The organism is Christiangramia sp. LLG6405-1 (assembly GCF_045055805.1).
Classification (GTDB): Bacteria; Bacteroidota; Bacteroidia; order Flavobacteriales; family Flavobacteriaceae; genus Christiangramia.
Map to the genome: position 1 here is coordinate 281,027 of NZ_CP159330.1, position 20,811 is coordinate 301,837.

19 protein-coding genes are annotated in these 20,811 nt (G+C 39.6%); 9 read left to right on the plus strand and 10 right to left on the minus strand.

Going from position 1 to position 20,811, the window contains the following annotated elements; genetic code table 11:
• Positions 1-16 precede the first annotated feature (16 nt).
• Positions 17-886: an SDR family oxidoreductase gene (locus ABVM50_RS01305; protein WP_405199629.1), complete on the minus strand. Its 870-nt coding sequence runs from the start codon at positions 884-886 to the stop codon at positions 17-19.
• Between the two features lie 185 nt (positions 887-1,071).
• Here ABVM50_RS01305 and ABVM50_RS01310 point away from each other — a divergent pair, with 185 nt between their 5' ends.
• From ABVM50_RS01310 to ABVM50_RS01325, 4 genes are read left to right on the plus strand one after another with little or no spacing between them, the layout of a single operon-like run.
• Positions 1,072-2,436 (plus strand): acyl-CoA dehydrogenase family protein, encoded by a 1,365-nt coding sequence (locus tag ABVM50_RS01310; protein ID WP_405199630.1) that lies wholly within the window; start codon positions 1,072-1,074, stop codon positions 2,434-2,436.
• A gap of 17 nt (positions 2,437-2,453) precedes the next feature.
• Entirely contained in the window at positions 2,454-3,383 is a 930-nt protein-coding gene (locus ABVM50_RS01315; protein WP_405199631.1) for a 2-hydroxyacid dehydrogenase, read from the plus strand.
• 10 nt (positions 3,384-3,393) lie between these two features.
• Complete coding sequence (locus ABVM50_RS01320; RefSeq protein WP_405199632.1) at positions 3,394-3,840, plus strand: universal stress protein; 447 nt, start codon at positions 3,394-3,396, stop codon at positions 3,838-3,840.
• Between the two features lie 53 nt (positions 3,841-3,893).
• Positions 3,894-4,835: a threonine/serine dehydratase gene (locus ABVM50_RS01325; protein ID WP_405199633.1), complete on the plus strand. Its 942-nt coding sequence runs from the start codon at positions 3,894-3,896 to the stop codon at positions 4,833-4,835.
• Here ABVM50_RS01325 and ABVM50_RS01330 read toward each other — a convergent pair.
• Complete coding sequence (locus tag ABVM50_RS01330; RefSeq protein WP_405199634.1) at positions 4,832-5,341, minus strand: DinB family protein; 510 nt, start codon at positions 5,339-5,341, stop codon at positions 4,832-4,834. The two genes, ABVM50_RS01325 and ABVM50_RS01330, sit on opposite strands and share 4 nt — an antisense overlap.
• A gap of 96 nt (positions 5,342-5,437) precedes the next feature.
• On the opposite strand from ABVM50_RS01330, the gene ABVM50_RS01335 reads away from it, so the two are divergent.
• The 3 genes from ABVM50_RS01335 to ABVM50_RS01345 are packed head-to-tail and all read left to right on the plus strand — an operon-like array spanning position 5,438 to position 7,913.
• Positions 5,438-7,237 (plus strand): SLC13 family permease, encoded by a 1,800-nt coding sequence (locus ABVM50_RS01335; protein ID WP_405199635.1) that lies wholly within the window; start codon positions 5,438-5,440, stop codon positions 7,235-7,237.
• The gene (locus tag ABVM50_RS01340) at positions 7,234-7,560 is read left to right on the plus strand and encodes a DUF202 domain-containing protein (RefSeq protein ID WP_405199636.1); all 327 of its coding nucleotides are present in this window, start codon (positions 7,234-7,236) and stop codon (positions 7,558-7,560) included. Before ABVM50_RS01335 ends, ABVM50_RS01340 begins: the two co-directional genes overlap by 4 nt.
• Positions 7,560-7,913, plus strand: coding sequence for a DUF6122 family protein (locus tag ABVM50_RS01345; protein ID WP_405199637.1), 354 nt, complete (start codon positions 7,560-7,562; stop codon positions 7,911-7,913). The genes ABVM50_RS01340 and ABVM50_RS01345 overlap by 1 nt, the downstream gene beginning before the upstream one ends.
• On the opposite strand, the gene ABVM50_RS01350 is transcribed toward ABVM50_RS01345, so the two are convergent.
• A complete protein-coding gene (locus ABVM50_RS01350; RefSeq protein WP_405199638.1) occupies positions 7,910-8,860 on the minus strand; it encodes a DUF302 domain-containing protein in 951 nt (316 codons plus the stop codon). The genes ABVM50_RS01345 and ABVM50_RS01350 overlap by 4 nt on opposite strands.
• A 177-nt stretch (positions 8,861-9,037) precedes the next feature.
• On the opposite strand from ABVM50_RS01350, the gene ABVM50_RS01355 reads away from it, so the two are divergent.
• Positions 9,038-9,652 carry a deoxynucleoside kinase gene (locus tag ABVM50_RS01355; RefSeq protein ID WP_405199639.1) on the plus strand — a complete coding sequence of 205 codons (615 nt, stop codon included), beginning with the start codon at positions 9,038-9,040 and terminating at the stop codon, positions 9,650-9,652.
• 13 nt (positions 9,653-9,665) lie between these two features.
• Positions 9,666-10,334, plus strand: a complete 669-nt coding sequence (locus tag ABVM50_RS01360; RefSeq protein WP_405199640.1) for a sterol desaturase family protein — start codon at positions 9,666-9,668, stop codon at positions 10,332-10,334.
• Between the two features lie 72 nt (positions 10,335-10,406).
• Here the strand turns inward: ABVM50_RS01360 and ABVM50_RS01365 are convergent, their stop codons facing one another.
• The 7 genes from ABVM50_RS01365 to ABVM50_RS01395 all read right to left on the minus strand — a co-directional run bounded on the left by ABVM50_RS01365 (position 10,407) and on the right by ABVM50_RS01395 (position 20,759).
• Positions 10,407-11,444, minus strand: coding sequence for an App1 family protein (locus tag ABVM50_RS01365; RefSeq protein WP_405199641.1), 1,038 nt, complete (start codon positions 11,442-11,444; stop codon positions 10,407-10,409).
• An 81-nt stretch (positions 11,445-11,525) separates the two neighbouring features.
• Positions 11,526-13,913, minus strand: coding sequence for a DNA ligase D (gene ligD, locus ABVM50_RS01370; RefSeq protein WP_405199642.1), 2,388 nt, complete (start codon positions 13,911-13,913; stop codon positions 11,526-11,528).
• A 3-nt stretch (positions 13,914-13,916) separates the two neighbouring features.
• Entirely contained in the window at positions 13,917-14,690 is a 774-nt protein-coding gene (locus ABVM50_RS01375) for a Ku protein (RefSeq protein WP_141878613.1), read from the minus strand.
• Between the two features lies 1 nt (position 14,691).
• Entirely contained in the window at positions 14,692-14,940 is a 249-nt protein-coding gene (locus ABVM50_RS01380) for a Rho termination factor N-terminal domain-containing protein (RefSeq protein WP_405199643.1), read from the minus strand.
• A 206-nt stretch (positions 14,941-15,146) separates the two neighbouring features.
• Positions 15,147-17,555 carry a sodium-translocating pyrophosphatase gene (locus ABVM50_RS01385; RefSeq protein ID WP_405199644.1) on the minus strand — a complete coding sequence of 803 codons (2,409 nt, stop codon included), beginning with the start codon at positions 17,553-17,555 and terminating at the stop codon, positions 15,147-15,149.
• A 129-nt stretch (positions 17,556-17,684) separates the two neighbouring features.
• A complete protein-coding gene (locus ABVM50_RS01390) occupies positions 17,685-18,197 on the minus strand; it encodes an inorganic diphosphatase (protein WP_405199645.1) in 513 nt (170 codons plus the stop codon).
• A gap of 69 nt (positions 18,198-18,266) precedes the next feature.
• Complete coding sequence (locus ABVM50_RS01395; RefSeq protein ID WP_405200672.1) at positions 18,267-20,759, minus strand: DUF5686 family protein; 2,493 nt, start codon at positions 20,757-20,759, stop codon at positions 18,267-18,269.
• Positions 20,760-20,811 lie beyond the last annotated feature (52 nt).

Sequence of the window (20,811 nt, forward strand, 5' to 3'; positions counted from 1 at the left end):
AGGCTTTTTTAATAGATCAAATCGTATACTGGCCACCAGTGACCTGTACCGTTGAGCCAGTCATATAACTAGAATCTTCGGAAGCTAGCAAAACAAAAGCTGCCGCCAATTCTGCTGGTTGTCCCGGTCGTTTCATAGGGGTATTACCTCCAAAATTCTTCACCACATCGTTTGACATGGTTGCCGGGATAAGTGGCGTCCAGATTGGTCCCGGAGCAACACAATTCACCCGAATCCCTTTGTCTGCTAGCAATTGTCCCATACTCGCTGTAATATTCTGTATCGCACCTTTAGTAGCAGCATAGGCCAGAAGATCTGGACGTGGATTGTATGCATTTACTGATGTGGTATTTACAATTGTACTGCCCGGTTTCATATGAGGTTCGGCCGCTTTACATAAATAGAACAGGGAGTAAATATTCGTTTTAAAGGTGTAGTCCCATTCTTCTGTTGAAATTTCCTGCAAAGAATCTCTCGCCATCTGGTAAGCAGCATTATTTACCAGGATATCGATCTGGCCAAATTCAGCAATAGCCTTTTCTACTATACTTTTACAATGTGCCTGATCACCAATATCTCCCGGAACTAAAACTGCTTTTTTCCCTGCCTCTTCTACGAGTCGGGCTGTTTCTTTAGCATCCTCGTGTTCTTCAAGATAGGAGATCAATATGTTTGCCCCTTCCCTGGCAAAAGCAATTGCGACTGCTCTTCCAATTCCGCTATCTGCCCCGGTAATGATCGCGTTTCTGCCTTTGAGTTTACCTGAACCTTTATAGGATTTTTCACCATGATCTGTATCCGGTTCTATACTACTTTCTGTTCCCGGTTCACTCTGGTTGAGATTTTCAAATGGTGGTTTTGGATATTTTTCCTGTGGATGTTCCATAATTATTGATTTTATAGGTTTCTCTAAAATTATAGAATGCTTCGATATATCAGGAAAGCAGATATTGTAAACTTTCCCTAAATAATTATTGAGAAGCTCGATATTTTTTATCAATTCTTCGGAAAACCTTAACAAGCGAACGCTGTTTTAATTCCTAAATTGAAATTCCACCAAGAGGAATTTCTATGTCTTTATTTAAAAAAGTTCGTGATACGGTTAACCTTCTAAAATCGGTTGATCTGGATCAGCTCGCTAAGATCAATCAAAAGATTGATCTAGCTGAAGCGATGAAAACTTTGGGCAAACTTGACGACCGTCAACTCGCCGGATTAATGAAAATGTTAAAAACCAAGAAGAAGAAAGGTCAGCACGACCTGCCTCCTATCGATGGTGATTTTTATAATCTGGATCTCAAGCTTACGCCGGAACAACGGGAAATTCAGCTTAAGGTTAGAAATTTCATGGAAGACGAGATTCGCCCTATAGTAAATGAATACTGGAAGAAAGATCAGTTTCCATTTGAGGTGATCAAAAAATTCAGCAAACTGAATATTGTTGGCGTTCCTTATGAAGGATATGGATGTCCAAACATGCCATTTTTGATGGAAGGTATCATAGCTCAGGAAATTGCACGTGTAGACGTTTCAATCTCTACCTTCTTTGGAGTCCACAGCGGTCTCGCCATGGGTTCCATTTATCTATGCGGAAGTGAAGAACAGAAACAGGAATGGTTACCACAAATGGCAAAAATGGAAAAGATCGGTGCCTTTGGCCTTACCGAACCTAATGTTGGTTCTGGAGTTGCTGGCGGACTCGAAACTACCTGCAAATTTGATGGAGAGAACTGGGTATTGAATGGTCAGAAAAAATGGATAGGAAACGCCACTTTCGCTGATGTAATTGTTATTTGGGCTCGGGATCTTGACTCTGACAGAGTAAAAGGTTTCCTGGTACGTAAGGAAAACCCAGGTTTTTCAGCAGAAAAGATACAGGATAAAATGGCATTGAGAATCGTGCAGAATGCGATCATAACGCTTAAGGATTGCAAGATCCCTGAAGGTGACCGATTGCAGAACGCGAATTCTTTTAAAGACACTGCCAATGTTCTTAGAATGACCAGAGCCGGAGTAGCATGGCAAGCCGTTGGATGTGCCAGAGGTGCTTATGAAAGCGCTTTGAAATACACCAAAAAAAGAGAGCAGTTTGGGAGACCTATTGCCTCTTTTCAGCTTATTCAAAATCATCTTGTGGAAATGCTTTCAAATCTTACAGCGATGCAGACGCTTTGCTTTAGATTATCAGAAATGCAGGATCAGGATCTTCTTACAGATGAACATGCAAGTCTTGCGAAGGTTTACTGTAGTATGAGAATGCGGGATGTGGTAAGCAGAGCAAGAGAGGTTCTTGGTGGAAATGGAATATTATTAGAATACGATGTAGCTCGTTTTGTAGCAGATGCTGAAGCGATCTACAGTTATGAAGGAACTAAAGAAATCAATTCATTGATCGTTGGCCGTGCAATTACCGGTTACAGCGCTTTTGTGAGTTAAATGAAAAAGAAAAATTTATGTCAGTATTAATCGTTGCTCCGGGAAGAGATTCGGAGGCATGGGTAGAAGCATTAAAAAATCAACATCCGGGAATGAATATTTATACCTATCCGGAAGAACATGACCCGGAAGAGGTAAAATTTGCGCTAACCTGGAACCACCCAAGAGGATTATTCAAGAATTATCCGAATTTAAAAGTAATCGCCAGTATGGGTGCCGGTGTAGATCATATATTAAGTGATAATTCTCTCCCTGAAAACGTTGCAATTACGAGAGTAGTAGACGAAACACTTACCGAAGATATGGGAGATTTCGTACTTAGCCAGGTAATGAATCATATTCGTAATCTTCATGGTTATGTAAAATCGCAGTATAAAAAACAATGGGACAGGTCTCAATATAAACGACCACAAAATACCAATGTCGGAATTATGGGACTTGGTGTCCTTGGTAATGCTGTTGCAGATAAATTACACAAGAACTTTTTCAATGTGTCCGGATGGTCAAAAACAGAAAAAGATTGTGATAATGTTACTAGCTATTACGGGAAAGATCAACTGGAAGAATTTTTAAATAATTCTGAAATTTTAGTTTGTCTTCTTCCTTTGACTGAAGACACAGAAAATATTCTGAATGAAGATCTTTTTGATATGCTACCAGAAGGTGCGTACGTGATCAATGTTGCTCGTGGTGAACATCTCGTGGAGCATGATTTAATGAAAATGATCGACAATGGTCATCTTTCAGGAGCATCCCTGGATGTATTCAGAGAAGAGCCATTGCCTGAAGAACATCCTTTCTGGGAACATGATCGTATCAATATCACTCCGCATATTGCCAGTGTAACCAAGCCGGAATCTGTGGTTCCGCAGATCGCTGAAAATTACGATCGTATGAAGGAAAATCAGGATCTGAAGAACAAGGTTGAATTAGACAGAGGTTACTAATTAATTTACTATGGATACATTCAAAAATATCATGGTAGCGGTAGACTTCAATGACAGCATTGGTGAATTAATGATCTTTGCTGATAGTCTTGCTGAAAAATATGGAGCGAAATTATGGGTTTTGCATGTGGCAGATCCAGAACCGGATTTTGTTGGTTATGAACCAGGACCTCAATATATAAGAGATCTTCAAGCTGAAGAATATCGCGAAGAACATCGTAGTCTTCAACAGGTGTGCGATAGCTTTATAAGTAAAGAGGTTGAAAGCGACGCTTTACTTATTCAAGGATCAACGGTAAGCACCGTTCTTGAGGAAGCTAAAAAACTAAATGTAGATTTACTGATAGTTGGAACTCATAAACATAGTTTCCTCTACAATCTGCTGAATGAAAGCGTCTCGATGGAACTGGTTAAAAAAGCTGAAATTCCCATGTTAACGATACCAATTAATGAATAAAAAAAATCCCCGTAATTACGGGGATTTTTTATTTTAATATAAAACTGAAAGATTTGAATAGCAGCAAAGAAGAACTTCTAAAAGTTCTGGAAACTATAGCGACATTTATCCACAGAACTCCGGTTCTAACTTCTAAGTTGATTGACGAAATGGCCGGCTGTGAAATTCATTTTAAGTGCGAAAACTTTCAAAAGATGGGTGCATTCAAGATGCGCGGTGCGATGTATGCAATTTCAAAGCTGTCTGATACCCAAAAGAGCGCCGGTGTGGTCACACATTCTTCAGGAAATTTTGCACAGGCATTATCTCTGGCTGCTAAAAGTCTGAATGTTCCTGCTTACATTGTAATGCCCGATTCGGCTCCAGAAGTTAAAAAAGCTGCGGTTAGAACTTATGGAGGTGAGATTACAGAATGTCCCTCTACTCTTCAGGATCGGGAAGCTACAGCTAACAGGATAATGGTAGAAAAAGGAGCAAGTTTTATTCATCCTTCTAACGATATGAATGTTATCCTGGGACAGGGAACTGCGGCAACCGAATTATTGCTGGATCATCCTGAACTGGATATGGTCGTTTGCCCGGTTGGCGGCGGTGGCCTGATTGCCGGAACTGCTATCTCCACACATGTTTTGCTTCAAAATTGTCTTTGTATTGGTGCAGAACCTATGGAAGCTGATGACGCATGGAGATCTTTAAAAAGTGGAAAGATTGAAAGTAACGCTTCTGTACTAACCATTGCCGACGGACTCAAAACAATGCTTGGAGATGTTAACTTCCCTATAATCAGGGATCATGTCTCAGAGATCATCAGGGTTTCTGAAGAAGAGATCATTGCGGCTATGCGCTTGATTTGGGAACGCATGAAGATCGTTGTAGAAGCCTCCAGTGCCGTGGCCCTGGCCGCCATTCTTCAGCAGAAAGATAAGTTCAGGAACAAGAAAGTGGGTTTGATCATTTCTGGAGGAAATGTTGATCTTACTAAATTGCCATTTTAGGAGTCTTTTACTACAGATATTGTCACCAGCATTTGTCCTATATGCCTTTGAGAATGTTCCGCAGCATGAAAAAGTACGCCAATTAAACTTGACTTAATTCGCTTCCTCCCTACTTCCACCGTATTGGTAAGATCTTCAGGCTTCTGTAATTTCAGAAATTCTACCGCTTCGCTCAATTCATTTTCAGCCTGAATTATAAGTTCTTCAACACTTATAGAGGCATCAGCTTTTCCTTCCAGTTTTAAATATTGCAACTGAGCTTCACTTAATTGTTCGCCTTTTGCGTAAGTGATCAAACGGTTTGTCACACCAGCTATATGCTGAAGATGAAACCCTAGAGACGCTCTTCCCGCAGGTTTTGTCCATAATTCACCTGCAGGGAAATCATCCAGATATTTCCGTAGTTCTTCTTTTGACTGAAGTAGTGCATGCGCTGCCGGCTGCAACAGGTCGGGAACATTCTCTACTTTACCTCGTAGCCAATTCTCTGGTTTAGCTTTATCCATTTTCATATTTTACTGTAAAATAGAAATTAAATCAGGTAATAAAAAGAAGTCTTATCTTTAAGAAGAACATCAGGTTGTTATATTAAATAAATTCAGATGGAATTGTATCTCACCGTTGCGATCATCATCATTGGTATCATCCTGTTCGTGCGCGATTATTTTTCGATAGACACCACTTCTATCATTATCATGGCGCTTTTTATTATTTCGGGAGTTCTAAGTCCCGAAGAAGGTTTTTCGGGATTTAACCACCCTGCAACTATTACGCTTGGTTGTATGTTCGTGGTTAGTGCTGCCGTTTTCAAATCGGGTATTATTGACGGTCTTAGTGCCAGGCTCATCAAAATTGCGCGTATAAATTATTTTTCTGCACTCGTTTCATTGTGTCTCACTTCAGCTGTGCTTTCTGCCTTTATTAATGATTCTGCGGTAGTTGCAATTCTTATTCCTGTGGCACTATTGGTTTGCCGGGAAGCTGAAATTAGCCCCGCCAGACTTCTAATTCCTATCTCTTTTTCAGCGTTGTTTGGTGGCACTTGCACCCTTATTGGAACCTCAACTAATATCCTGGTAAGCAGTTATGCTGAAAAACTAGGTTCTGAGCCCTTCGGCATGTTCGAATTTTCAATGGCTGCTCTGTGCTTACTTGCTATTGGCCTCGCTTATATCTTCCTGCTTGGACCAGTTCTATTGCCAAAACGCGGACTGCCTGAAAACACAGGACTGATAAAGCAAACTGAAAAGTATATGGCGGAGATCGAACTACATCATGATCATGTTGATATCGACCTACCTGTTTCAGAATCCAGACTGGTCAAAGACTATAAAATCCAGATACTTAGAATAAAAAGAAAACACTACCGGGTTTATGAAATCAATGGTGAAACGGTCTTAAGAGAAAACGATAGGATTAGAATTCTGGTGGATCCAGTAAACCTGGCAAAATTAAAATCAAAAAAAGGTATTTCTGTTAGAGGTGACAAAGAAAGCATCAAGGAAATGGAGGCCAATCAGGATGCCTCAGAAGTTTCAGAAGAAAAAAAGATCTTCGAAGTCATGATTCCATATGGATCTGAACTTGCGGGTAATTCCATTAGGGATATGAACTTCAGAAGCACTTATTATGCCTCTGTTCTGGCTATTCGACATCGTAAGGAAACGATCACCGAAGATGTTTCGCGAGTAGTTCTTAGAGAAGGCGATATGATGTTGTTATTCGCTTCAGAAAAAGCAATTTCAGTCCTTGCTTCAGAAAAAATGATCGTAACACTTTCAGAATACCAGGGAAGAAATGTGAACTATAAAAAGGCCATTCCTGCGTTGCTGATCGTAATTGGTGTAGTTGCCGCTGCAGCATTTAACATTACTTCTATCCTCATAAGTGCGATGGTTGGAAGTTTATTGATCGTCACCCTTACCATTTTAAAACCTCAGGAAGCTTACGAAGCTATTGAATGGAAAGTGATATTTATGATCGCCGGTGTACTATCCATGGGAAAAGCTTTGGAAAAAACCGGTGGTTCCGATATTGTTTCCCAATACGTTTTTGAAACTTTGGGCGATATGGATCCCCGGTGGACGTTAAGCATGATATTTCTATTCACTTTTCTATCTACTAATGTCTTATCCAGTAAAGCGGCGGCAGCTCTTATGACGCCCATAGTCATAAGTCTGGCCGGGGCGATGCAGGTGAGCGAAAAACCTTTTTTGATTGGTGTCATGTTCGCATGCTCCCTTACATTTATGACCCCGGTAAGCTATCCCGTGAATACAATGGTGTACGCGCCGGGAAATTATAGGTTCAGAGATTTTCTAAAGTTCGGAACTCCGCTTAACTTTATCATCTGGATCGCGGCCTCATTTATTATCCCGATGTTTTTCCCTTTTGAACTATGAGAAAAGTAAAATTACATAACCCTTTTAAAGCCAGAATCATTGACGAAAAACTGCTTCGTGAACATCTTGCTTTAGAACGAACTAAACTTGCCAACGAAAGAACCTTACTCAGCTATATTCGGGCATCTATATATTTGCTTATTAGCGGACTTGCATTATTGCAGATCAAGGATTATCAAGGAATCAGCCTGATGTGGGTAGGTTATTTGTCCCTTTTCCTCTGTATTCTATTTATAGTTGTTGGATTTTCAAGGTATGTTGCCCTGGAACGCAAACTTAACGGACTCCTTCGAGAACAACCGGAAGAAAATAACAAAGGCTGATGCTACAGAGTCTGGTGCATTACTCCATGCACTTTTTGGTGATCGCCGTGATCGCCTGGTTCTATGACCGTGAAAACTGGTTAAAATACTGGACTATTCTTGCTGCTACCATGATCGTGGACATCGATCATTTATTAGCCACCCCGATATTTGATCCCAATCGCTGCGGAATTGGATTTCATCCCTTGCATTCTGAAATTGCCATCGCTGCATATTTCTTCGGAATGATTTTTATAAAACAAAAAATAATCCGATTGATATGTATCGGATTATTTTTTCATATGATCACAGATTTTCTGGATTGCTTGTGGACAAACTATAATTGTAACTCCTGTATTTTTTCAAATTTTTAATCTGAAGTAGCAGCATTTTCAGCAATAGTTTCCAATGCCGTTTTGATTTTATTTAAAACATCATCAGAATTCGTAATCCCATGTCTTTCAGCAATAAAGAAGGGATCATTATAGGAGATAGAAACTTTACCATCTGCATCCTCCCAAACCAGCATTTTCTGCGGAAGGTCCAGTCCAATAGATTGATCCTTCTGCATTAGGGGTGTCCCAAGATTTGGATTACCGAAAATAATAATTTTAGTAGATCTCAAATCAAGACCGACACTAGCAGCATTAGCCTGGTGATCCAGCTCTGCTACAATTTTGATGTCTGGATTATTCTGAAGAAAAACTTTGAGATCGCTATAGGTATCCTCAAAATTTTGATTACTGGTTTTCGTTACAACTCCTTCACCCTCATCAACCGGTTGAACTGGTGAAACTTCAACTTCAGACTTAGTAGCAGCTGAGACAAGGTTCTCGAGGGCTCCCGAAATTTTAGGCAGTGTCGATACGCCTTCCAATCCATGTCTTGAACTCAAATATTCTACAGAATTATATAACGCCAATTCATTTTTTTCAGCATCCTTAAAGAATAACACTTTTTGCGGAAGATCAAGTCCGGCTAGCTGATTTCTTTGCATTAACGGAGTTCCTAAAACTGGATTTCCGAAGAAAATAATACTGGTATAATCCAGTTCTTCACCAATCGATTTTGCGTTGGCAGAATGGTCTACTTCAGCAACAATACTGATAGCTTCATTCTTTTGTAGAGACTGCTTTAATCTATTATAAGATCCTGCAATTCCAGTTTGACTTTCAGCATATTTTACACCAATTGGCAAATCTGTCACCTCTATTGTGGAAGTGTTAGCTCGGGCATCTGTAGTTAAAATTTCATCCTGATCACTCTGGGAACATGAGCTAAATCCAGCTAGAAGTCCCATCACTAATATCATCTTTTTCATATAGTTGATTTTCTTAGTAATTTATTTTTTAATGTGCTGTTATTCAATAAATTAATAATCTTTAACGCGGACATGTTAAGTACGATGAAAAATAATTTCCCGATCGTTATTGAAATAGACCATTTTAACTCAATTCTTTTATCTTTACACTCCTTAATTCAGCCTAAGAAATAAATTATGCATGTAGCCATAGCAGGAAATATTGGTGCAGGAAAAACAACATTAACTCGATTACTAGCAAAGCATTACAACTGGGAACCTCAGTTCGAAGATGTTCTGGAAAACCCTTACCTCGAAGATTTTTACAACAAAATGGAGCGCTGGTCGTTTAACCTGCAGATCTATTTTTTGAATAGCAGGTTCAGGCAGATCCTTCAAATTCGTGAGAGTGGCCAGAAGATCATTCAGGATCGTACGATCTATGAGGATGCTTATATTTTCGCCCCGAACTTGCATGCAATGGGTCTTATGACCAATAGGGACTTTGAAAACTATAAATCACTTTTTGATCTTATGGAAAGTGTGGTACAGGGACCAGATCTGCTCATTTATTTAAGAAGCAGTATCCCTAATCTCGTAAAACAGATCCATAGCAGAGGGCGTGATTATGAGAATTCTATCTCTATTGACTATTTAAGCAGGCTGAATGAACGCTACGAAGCATGGGTCCACGGTTATAACAAAGGAAATTTGCTTATAATTGATGTAGATAATATTAATTTTGTGGACAATCCGGAAGACCTCGGTGATATCATTAACCGCATCGATGGACAGTTACACGGACTTTTTTAAATGATAATTGACTATGGAATCTACTAAGCTAAAAAGACCAAAACACAAGGGTTCTCCAAAACTTTTCGATAACCCGATCCTGGAAAAGTTAACGCATACGCATATATCACTGCCATTGATCATCTTCGGATTGATCTCTGTCGCATTGATTTACTACGGAATTATTGATAAAGGTTTTGAAGCACCGGCGATGATTGGATTATTCCTTGCAGGCCTGTTCTTCTTTACATTAATTGAATATGTAATGCACAGGTACTTGTATCACATTCCAGCAACTACACCTAAAAAGCAAAAATTGAGCTATACTATGCACGGTGTACATCATGATTACCCAAAGGATAAATCCAGGCTGGCTATGCCTCCTGTTCTTAGCCTTGTAATTGCGACTGTGCTATTCATCATTTATCGTGCAGTACTAGGCGATTATGTATTCGGTTTTCTTGCAGGTTTCCTGATTGGTTATGCTGCTTACCTGGCTGTTCATTATTCTGTACACGCTTTTAAGGTTCCAGATAATTTTCTGAAGATCCTATGGCATCATCACAGTATTCACCATTATCGTGAACCAGATCGTGCTTTCGGAGTCTCCTCTCCACTTTGGGACCAGATCTTTGGAACTATGCCAAGAAAGTCTCCGGTTCAGGAAAGAGCCGCGGTTGGAACCAGTATCGATCCAAGCTAAAACAGCATATACAAAAATTAAAAAGTCCCTTTTTCAAGGGACTTTTTTTATATTTTAAATTTTAAAACCAGACTATTTTATAAAACCATTATAAAGGGCGTGTTCTTCAGCTTCCTCACTACTCATCACCATAAGCACCGGTACTGTATCAAAATTATCGATGATACTTTGCACTCGTTGCATCTGCTTTTTGTGTTTTACACTTCTTAGATAGATCGCCAAAATACGATCTGAGTACTGAGCCGCAATATCTGTATAGATACTCGCATCATGTTCACCACTATCTCCAATCAGGATAAATTTTAGATCTGGATAGGTTTTCAATATATTGGTGATCTCTTTTTGCTTATGCGGTTTTTCAGGCTTTATAGTGCTTTCAAAAGGAGTTCGAAGATCACGTAACAACATAGGACCTTTTGGAAAGTTGTTATGATCCAAAAACAATTTGAGATACTCATACATGTTCCAGGGACTGTTACTTAGGTAAAACATGGGATTTCTAAACTTACCGCTAGTTCCCTCATGTAATTTCTGATAAAGGCTTGGAGCTCCTTTTAATGGAATTCGTTTATATGCATTCGTTAGCAATGAATTCTTCAAGAGTCGCCATTTCAGAAAGGAAGTAACTCCTGTATGCAATATCGTATCATCAATATCACTTATGACCCCGAATTCAGCATCATGCTGCGGAATGAGAAATTCCCCACGTTTTGGATTCTCCAATTCATCTGTTCTAGGTTCTACCTTTTCGCAGTACCTAACCTCGTAATCTATCCAGCCTTCATTAGACGCATATTCCGATAAATTTTCATTAAAAGTCTCATCAAACAGAAAATAGCCTTCATCGCTGGTAGTCGTTCTTAAATTTACTTTTCCAGGAACCACTAGCTCCATTTCAGCATCAGGAATTTCAAAGCTATCGAATTGCTTATACGTATTTTTTATAGTCCGAAAAACGGACTGTTCCTTGACGATATTCAGTGGTTCATTATCTAAAACCCGTCCAAAGACATATAAATGTGAATAAGTACCATAGCTTCTATAGGGCACGATATGAATTTGATCGAGATTTCTATACCTGCCTAGTAGTTTTTTAAAACGTTTGATCATTAAAATTAAGGTTTTGGTTCAAGTTATATTTAATTCTGAACCGAGTCTGCCAGATGGCCTAGTTTTATAATTATTTTAGTATTAAAGTCGGTTTAGAGCTTCCAACGCTTTTCCCATATCTATACCTTCAGCTAACACTCCTTTAAATAGATCAGGATTTTCGATAATTCTGGCAGGCATATTCTTTATATTAAAATCTCTGATCTTTAGACCAGACTTCAATTCGTTCCAGTGTAGAGGAGCTGAAATAGGAGCACCGGGTTTAGGTCGCGCACAATAAGGAGCAGCCAGGGTTTGTCCGCGTCTATTCTGCAGGTAATCCAGGTAGATCTTATTTTTCCTATTCTTTACAGCACGATCCATACTGGTAAGTCCTTTGGTTCTCTCGAGAACATAATAACAGATGAGCTTTGTAAATTCACGACCTTCTTCGTAAGAATATTTCGCACCAAGTGGGATATAAATATGAATTCCCGAAGATCCTGAAGTCTTACAATAAGCTTCAATTTTTGCCGACTCTAAAATTCCCTGTGTTACCTGCGCAACTTCGATTACTTCCTCAAATGTATTTTTTTCTGAAGGATCCAGATCAATAATAACGTAATCTGGTTGATCCAAAGTGTTTTTCCTGCTATTCCATGGATTGATCTCGATACAACCCAGGTTTGCCATATAGATCAAACTCGCCTCATCCTGGCAGAGAAGGTACTGAATATCTCTTTTCGCAGAAGTAGACCAAATCTTTAAAGTTTCGATCCATGAATCCAGCAAACCTTCATTATCCTTCTGGTAAAAACCTTCTTTCTCGATACCATTTGGGTGCCTGTGAAGATTTTGTGGACGATCTTTTAAAAAAGGGATCATATATTCTGAAATTTGTATGTAGTAATCGATGAGATCGTACTTCCTGAAACCTTCTCCCGGCCAGTAGATCTTGTCCAGATTAGTGACATTAACTGTTCTGCCATTTATTTCTAAGGCATTAGAACTAGCCTTTGAAGATTTCCGAGAGGCTTCATTAGTAGATTTCAGATTACTTATAGATTTGTCTTCTCTCAAACCTTTGTAAACAGGATGACGCATTCTACCGCTCTCTGTCCATTCTGAAAATTTGATCTCGCACACAAGTTCTGGTTTCACCCAATTTGGTGTTCTGCCTTTAAGATTTATTTTCTGACGGAAAGGTGACTTTTGAATTTCAAGATCCTGCATCTTCTGAAGTAATTGCTGTTGTACCGAAGATGAAAATCCTGTTCCGCAATTACCTACGTATTGTAATTCACCTTCTCTGTAGATCCCGAGTATTAGTGAACCGAAAACGGATCCTTTTGAATTTGTATAACCACAGATCAAAACTTCTTCAGAGCTTGTACCTTTAATTTTTAACCACTTCTCACTACGATAACCTGGAGTATAAACAGAGTCCGCTTTTTTTGCGATCACTCCTTCCATACCCTCTTTTAAAGCTTTCTTGTAAAAAGCATCTGCCATACTTTCAACATGCTCGCAGTAATAGGTCATCTCTAATCCTTCCAGAACATCAGGAAGTAAACTTTTACGTTCAAGCAGGCTTAGCTCCAGTGTACTGTGTCCATTTAGAAAGAGTATGTCAAAAACATAGAATCGAAGATCTGCCGGTGAAGTACTATCGTAATTTTGAAGTTTTTGAAACCGAGGTTTTCCCTGCTCATCCAGAATTACCACTTCGCCATCGAGTATTACATCATGAGGGATGCTTTCCAGGTCCTGAGCAAGCTTTGAAAACTTATCATTATAATTGATCCCATTCCTGGAGTACAGATTCACATTACCATCGCTGATACTTGCAAGTACTCTGTAACCATCCCATTTCAACTCGTAGATCCAACCGGGTTTGCTAAAAATTCCATCTGCCGCAGTCGCCAGCATTGGCTTTATGATATCAGAATCGTTTAGGCTTTTTACGATTCCTTGTGGAGCATAGTCTTCTGCGTCGTAATTTGATGTTACAGAATGATCGTCTTTTTTCTTTATGAGTAGCCAGTGCTTCTGTCCATCCTGCCTTCTCGTTCGAACCAGGGCAAATGTTCCTTTTATCTTCTTACCATGAAATTTCACTTTTAGATCACCCTTTTTTAAAGCCTCCTCAGCCCCAAAATCTCCTACCGATTCAAATGTACCGGTATCCCAGATCCTCATTTTCCCAGCTCCATAATTACCCTTTGGGATCGATCCTTCAAAGTTTAGATACTTTACCGGGTGATCTTCAGTTTCAATGGCAAGCCTCTTATCGTCGGGATTCATGGAAGGACCTTTAGGAACGGCCCAGCTTTTAAGAACACCATCAACCTCAAGCCTCAAATCATAATGTAATCTGGAAGCACGATGACGCTGAATTACAAACCTATGGAGATTCTCATTTTCAAGATCACCTTTAGGCTCAGAGGTTTGAGTAAAATCACGTTTTTTATTGTATTCCTCTAAAGACATGTATTAGCTGGCCTTTGACTTTTTCTTTTCAAGGCTGGCCTTCAGTTTGGCCATTAAATCGTCTGCCTGTGTGGGTTCAGAATCGTATTCCTCGACTTTTGGCTTTTTACCGGTTGCTTTGGATTCAATGATTTTCATCAACTGGTCATTATAGATATCCTTGTATTTTTTAAAATCAAAGTCAGAAGTATATTGCTCGATCAGTGAAACTGCCATATCTACCTCCTTGGCTTTTACCTTGGTTTTGGTAAGCTTCAGTTCTCCGGGATTTCTTATCTCATCTTCAAACCTAATTACGTGCAAAACCAGTGCATCCCTGTAAATACCTACAAGAGATAAATGCTCCTTTTGTCGCATCACGAATGTGGCCACACCTAGTTTTCCTGTCTTTTTTAATGCCTGTAGCAATAAATTATAGGATTTACCACCTTCTTTTTGTGGTTCCAGGAAGTAGGGCTTTTTAAACAATACATCGGCTACCTCATCCTCATCGATAAATTCTTCAATATCGATGGTTTTCGTCTTTTTCATGTTCGCCTGGTCAAAATCGTCTTTTTCCAGAATTACATAACCATCATCTTTTTTGTAACCTTTGACAATATCCTTCCATTCCACCTCTTTACCGGTATCCTCATTAACACGTTTATAGCGAATACGGGCGTGATCATTTTTATCAAGCATATCCAGGTCTATACGTCTGTCTTCAGAACCCGAATAAAGTTTCACAGGAATTGAAACCAAACCAAAACTTATTGAACCATTCCAGATTGAGCGCATATTAGTGGTTTCTTAGTGCATTAATCAATTCATCTTTAGACATATCACTTCGTCCATCGATGCCTACTTTTTTCGCCTGCTCGTAGAGTTCTTCCTTTGTTCTCTCTTCGTATTTCTCAGCTTCGCCACCTTTCTCTCCGGAATTGGACGTATTGGCGATCCTTGCCGCTTTTTCCTTGCTCATTCCTTCCTTGCGCAATTTCTCGTATTGCTCGTCATTCTTAATACTGGGTCCATGATCTTTTGACATCTTCTGAATCTTTTGATTTGAACTTAAATTTAATCAACCTTCAGGCAGTGTTGAAATTTTGAGGGATTGATTAACCATAGTTTAACTGAAATATCAGTTTATACAATCAATTTTCAGAGAAATAGGAGAATGAAAGTTATAGTCATTAATAGAAAAACCTCCACGATTGCGGAGGTTTTTCTAATTATGTTTTTCTGAAGCGCATCCTATAACGCGTCGATCTTTTTCTGCACTTGCAGACTTGAACCTTCAAATTCATAGGTATTACTGGTTTCATCTCCATTCAAGGAACTTGTTACCACTACCCTCGCGGTTACCAGATCGTCCAGATCATTTTTCTCCAAACTAATTTCTTTTGAGATCACAGAACCTTCCGAAGAGATAACCTCTACAGTTTCCTCCTGGTTTGGAATATCAGCATCTGTATGTCCTCCTAAAATCGGCGCGATAACCAGACCGATAAGGCAAGTCAGTTTAATTAATATGTTCATTGAAGGACCTGAAGTATCCTTGAAAGGATCTCCTACCGTATCACCGGTTACTGCTGCCTTGTGAGCATCGGAGCCTTTATAGGTCATTTCACCGTTGATCATAACTCCAGCTTCAAAAGATTTCTTGGCGTTATCCCAGGCACCTCCGGCGTTATTCTGAAAGATTGCCCATAGCACACCACTCACAGTAACACCAGCCATATAGCCCCCAAGCATTTCAGCAATCGCAAGATTATCCATTCCAAAAATCATTGGCAGAAATGCGATGACTAATGGAAAACCGATAGTTAACAAACCTGGCAGCATCATTTCCCTTAAGGAAGCTTCCGTAGAGATCGCCACGCATTTATCATACTCGGGCTTGGCTGTTCCCTCCATAATACCCGGAATATCCTTGAATTGTCTTCGTACTTCCTGCACCATTTCCATTGCAGCTTTACCTACTGCATTCATTGCCAAGGCAGAAAATACCACCGGAATCATCCCGCCCACAAAAAGCATCGCCAGTACAGGAGCTTTGAAAATATTGATTCCTTCAATCCCTGTAAATGTTACATAAGCTGCGAAGAGTGCTAAAGAAGTTAAAGCGGCAGATGCAATTGCAAAACCTTTCCCTGTGGCTGCGGTCGTATTCCCTACGGAATCCAGAATATCTGTTCTTTCTCTTACTATGGGTTCCTGCTCACTCATTTCGGCAATACCTCCAGCATTATCTGCTATAGGCCCGAAGGCGTCGATTGCCAGCTGCATAGCTGTCGTGGCCATCATTGCTGAAGCTGCCAATGCAACTCCGTAAAATCCTGCAAAAGCATAAGACGCCCAGATAGCTCCGGCGAATAATAAAATTGAAGGAAATGTAGAAATCATACCGGTCGCCAAACCTGCAATTATATTTGTTCCTGCACCGGTACTTGATTGCTGAACGATCTTGAGAATTGGCTTTTTCCCCAGTCCTGTATAATATTCGGTTACAGAAGAAATCGCTCCACCTACAACCAGACCAACCAGCGTTGCGTAAAATACACGCATGGAACTTATGTTTATCATTTCAAATCCTTCCTCTCCACCTATGAAGAATCCCATCGTCATGGTATTCGCAGGGAGCATCCAGTTTACCAGAAAATAACAGGAAACCGCGACCAGTAAGATCGAAACCCAGTTCCCGATATTTAAAGCTTTCTGAACCTCCGATTCTTTAGCCGAATTTGAAGAAATTCTTACCAATAATGTCCCGATGATGGAAATGATAATTCCTACTCCGGCGATTGCCATTGGTAGTAAAATTGGACCAATACCACCAAAACCTTCGCTGGTGATATCACCTCCCATATCCTCGATTATATAATTTCCAAGCACCATTGCTGCCAGTACTGTGGCTACATAACTTCCAAATAGATCGGCTCCCATCCCGGCAACGTCTCCTACATTATCTCCAACATTATCTGCTATGGTCGCGGGATTTCTAGGGTCATCTTCAGGGATACCAGCTTCAACTTTACCAACAAGATCAGCTCCAACATCTGCAGCTTTGGTATAAATACCTCCTCCTACTCTGGCGAAGAGTGCTATCGATTCGGCACCCAGAGAAAAGCCAGCAAGAGTTTCCAGAACCACGGTCATTTGCTGAGTATTGGTCCACTCTCCTCCCATGAAATAATGAAAAAAGAATATAAAGAAGCCTGTAAGACCAAGAACTGCAAGACCAGCAACTCCAAGTCCCATCACTGTTCCACCTCCAAAAGAGATATTTAATGCTTCCGGCAGGCTGGTTCTTGCCGCCTGTGTCGTTCTTACGTTAGTTTGAGTAGCGATCTTCATCCCTATATTTCCTGCAAATGCTGAGAATATCGCACCGAAAATAAAGGCAACTATGATAAGGTAATGAGTGGTTGGAACAAAATATGCAATTGCTGCTAACGCAATGCTGGCTCCAATCACAAAGAGAGTCAATAATTTGTATTCTGCTTTTAAGAAGGCAAGGGCTCCTTCATAGATGTGTGCTGAAATTTCTTTCATTTTTCCGTCTCCGGAGTCCTGTTTCATCACCCAGGATCTTTTGACCCACATAAAGATGAGTCCGATGATTGCCAGCACCGCTGGCAGGTAGATCATTATTGATTCCATATTAGCTAGTTAATTGTTAATTAAATATTAATGCTAGCTAATGTAGTAAAATTGGCAACAATTAAAAAAGCAACAACTTTTTAAGGTTATTGCTTTCATATTCTTAATAATTTGAGTGATATTTTACGATTATATTCCGAATCTGGATTTATCACCGTCATAGCTCTCATATCGTTCGATACACTGTCTAATGATCTCACGAGCTTCGTCTGCATCTCCAAAATCTCCTGTATCTACCTTCTTCTTCTCAAGATCCTTGTACACCTTGAAGAAATGTTCGATCTCTTTAAGCATATGACCATTCAATTCTTTAAGATCGTTCAATCTATTCCAGATAGGATCAGATACCGGCACACAGATGATCTTCTCATCCGGTCCTTTTTCATCTGCCATATGGAACACACCGATAGGCTTCACTTCCATCACGATCCCTGGAAAGGTAGGTTCTGAAACCAATACCAATACATCAAGTGGATCTTCATCCAATGCAAGGGTGTTAGGAATAAAACCATAATCTGCAGGATACATCATCGAAGAGAAGATCATCCTGTCGTAACGTACTTTTTTAAGTTTGAAATCGTATTCGTATTTATTTCGGCTTCCCTTTGGGATCTCGATCAATACATCAAAAGTATTCGACATTTTTATATTTTTATCTAAATTAAAATTCAGGGCAGCAAATATAGTTATTTCTGATATTTAAACTATTATCTAAAAGTGAAATCCGAAATCTATTGTAAACGCAAGACTCCTTGCATCAGGATTATCGAAGTAATTTCCGCGGAAATGCACATCAAATCGCATTACTTTTAAAATATTTCCAATACCCAGACTATACTCATAAAACGGATCATTATCTGGAGCTACCAATGGTAAACCGGAAGCGTCTAAATCTTTACTTGCTTGTGAAATATCTCCATAGACTGCTCGAAATCCTACTAATTCCCGCAGGTTTAGCTCTCTTAGCAACGGAATCCTTGAAAAGAGTCTCCCATTAAAGTTGTGATCTATATGAATAGCTGAATAACTATCTGTCACGAATTCATAGAAATCCAGTGTTGGAAATGAATTATACATACTAAAATATGTCTGGTTTCCAGGAACTACACTTAGCAATCCTAAAGGCACAGCGTCAAATGTCTTTCCGGCTTCCAGGCTGATATTGGATCTGCCAAAACCACCAATTAACAACGGCTGATTGTAAAAGAACTGAAGTTTCTTATAATCAAAATCACTATTAAAAACCTCTTTAACTCCCAGACTGTAGTTCAGGAACAAGGTTGGAAAATCTTCTTCGTTCACCACATTACGCTCCACTCCAAAGCCCGAAGTTTTTCTACCCGGTGTCCAGGTTATGATCGTAGAAAGTTCGGTTTGGTTGATCTCACTATCGGTGATCGTACGCGTGTCGTCTACATAATAATCAAGACTAAAACCTTCAGATGCCGGTTGTAATATTCTATAATTAGCTCCAAATCTTAGGGTAAGATTCTTTACCGGTTCCAGTTGTACGGAAAAAACGCTCAGATTAATAGAACTCAATTTATCTGTATCTCCAACATTCAGAAGCGATGAAGAAGCAAGACTCCTTCCCAGTACATCTGTGGAATTCGTAAGACTGGTTCCCAACTGCTCTACATCCCTCCGGTTTCCACCACTTAAGATAAGTCGCATTTTGTAATCCAGCAGCACTTTTGCTGATACTCCATACTTGAATTTATGGTCTTTAAATCCATAAGCTCCGTAAGCTTCAATTCTCCATGGGTCATTCTGTCCAAAATATGTTCTTCCTCCAAAGCGGGTTCGTATTCCTTCCACATCATTAAACCCGAAAGTGGAATAAACAGGACCATAATCCCATCCATCAAACTCTACGTAACCAGACTGCGCAATCGTAGCGATATCATATAACCGGTTGAAAGCCTTTGTCTTGGTAAGACTGTCCAGCATTACATAGATTCCTTCTTCATCATCGTTTAACTGTTCCAGCCTGTTTTCACTCCAGAACTCGTCACTTCTATTATAAGCCTGAGATTGTGGATTGTAGACTGGTTGATTATAAAAACTTGATCCTCGTTCTTTATTAAACTCATACTCATCGTAAAGCATGGTTCGTTTCGCATAGACTCCCTGGGAAGTTTTCTTTTTGTTTATTCCGAAGTCGGCCATAAAGAAATCTTTCTCAATAAGAAAAACAGAATCATTCAGAACTTCAAAATCCTGTTCGATATAGACCTGCTTGATCCAGTTAATGTTTACATCCTTGGTAGTTTCGAGATTAATGTTCTTAACTGCCCAGGTCGTATCATTCACCCAGAAATCCCCTTTAAAGGTTAGTTCATTCTCGCGGCGTGGATAATAGACAATATTATAGCACCACTTATTGTCGATATAAGCACTATCAGACAACACATAATTGTAGGTATCGATCCCTGTAGTCGAGATGGGACTTACAAATGATTTATCGAAGAACTTGATATAGTTTTTATAAATATCATAATCATCATAAATATCCTTCACAAAATCGATCAGGTTCCTGTTCTGGTTGAATCCGGAATTCTTGTTTCCAAGTAAAACTTTTTTCTCCTCATTGATCTTGTTATCCCCATAAACCTGGCTTACCGATTCATTAATGAACATAGGCAGATAAGTCTTCCCGGTCACTGCATTAGTATCGGCATAATCGAAAATAAACTCCATTCCATTAAAGATCCTGCTTTCTACAACCGCACTATCTATGGTATTAAGATCAAATTCCAGTTTTTCGTATTCCTTATAACTATACTGGTCGAAAGCATTTACACCGTTACTTCGGCGATTTGCCCATACTTTCTTTAAGATATCAATTGCCGGGTTGTTCTTCTTCGAGGTTTTCCCTCGATAGATAACCACCTCATCAAGGCTGGAAGCTTCCTGCTCCAGCTTCACATCCATGTTTAAATTGACCCTGGATTTTAAAGCAATCTTTTTGGTTTTGTAGCCAATAAAAGAAAACACAAGGGTATCATAATTATCATCTGACTGAAGGTAAAACTCACCAACTTCATTGGTAGTCGTTCCTGAAGTAGAATTAGCGAAAACTACGTTCGCAAAAGGTACAGTAGCGCCGGTGTCATCGGTCACAATTCCTCCTGCTTTTGTTTGAGCGATTAAACTGAAAACTGGAAGGAGAAAAAGTATTAAAAGGTAGGTGTATTTGTTCATTATAGGATAAAAAAAAACTTCATCGTTTAGATGAAGTTTCAAAGATAGGTTG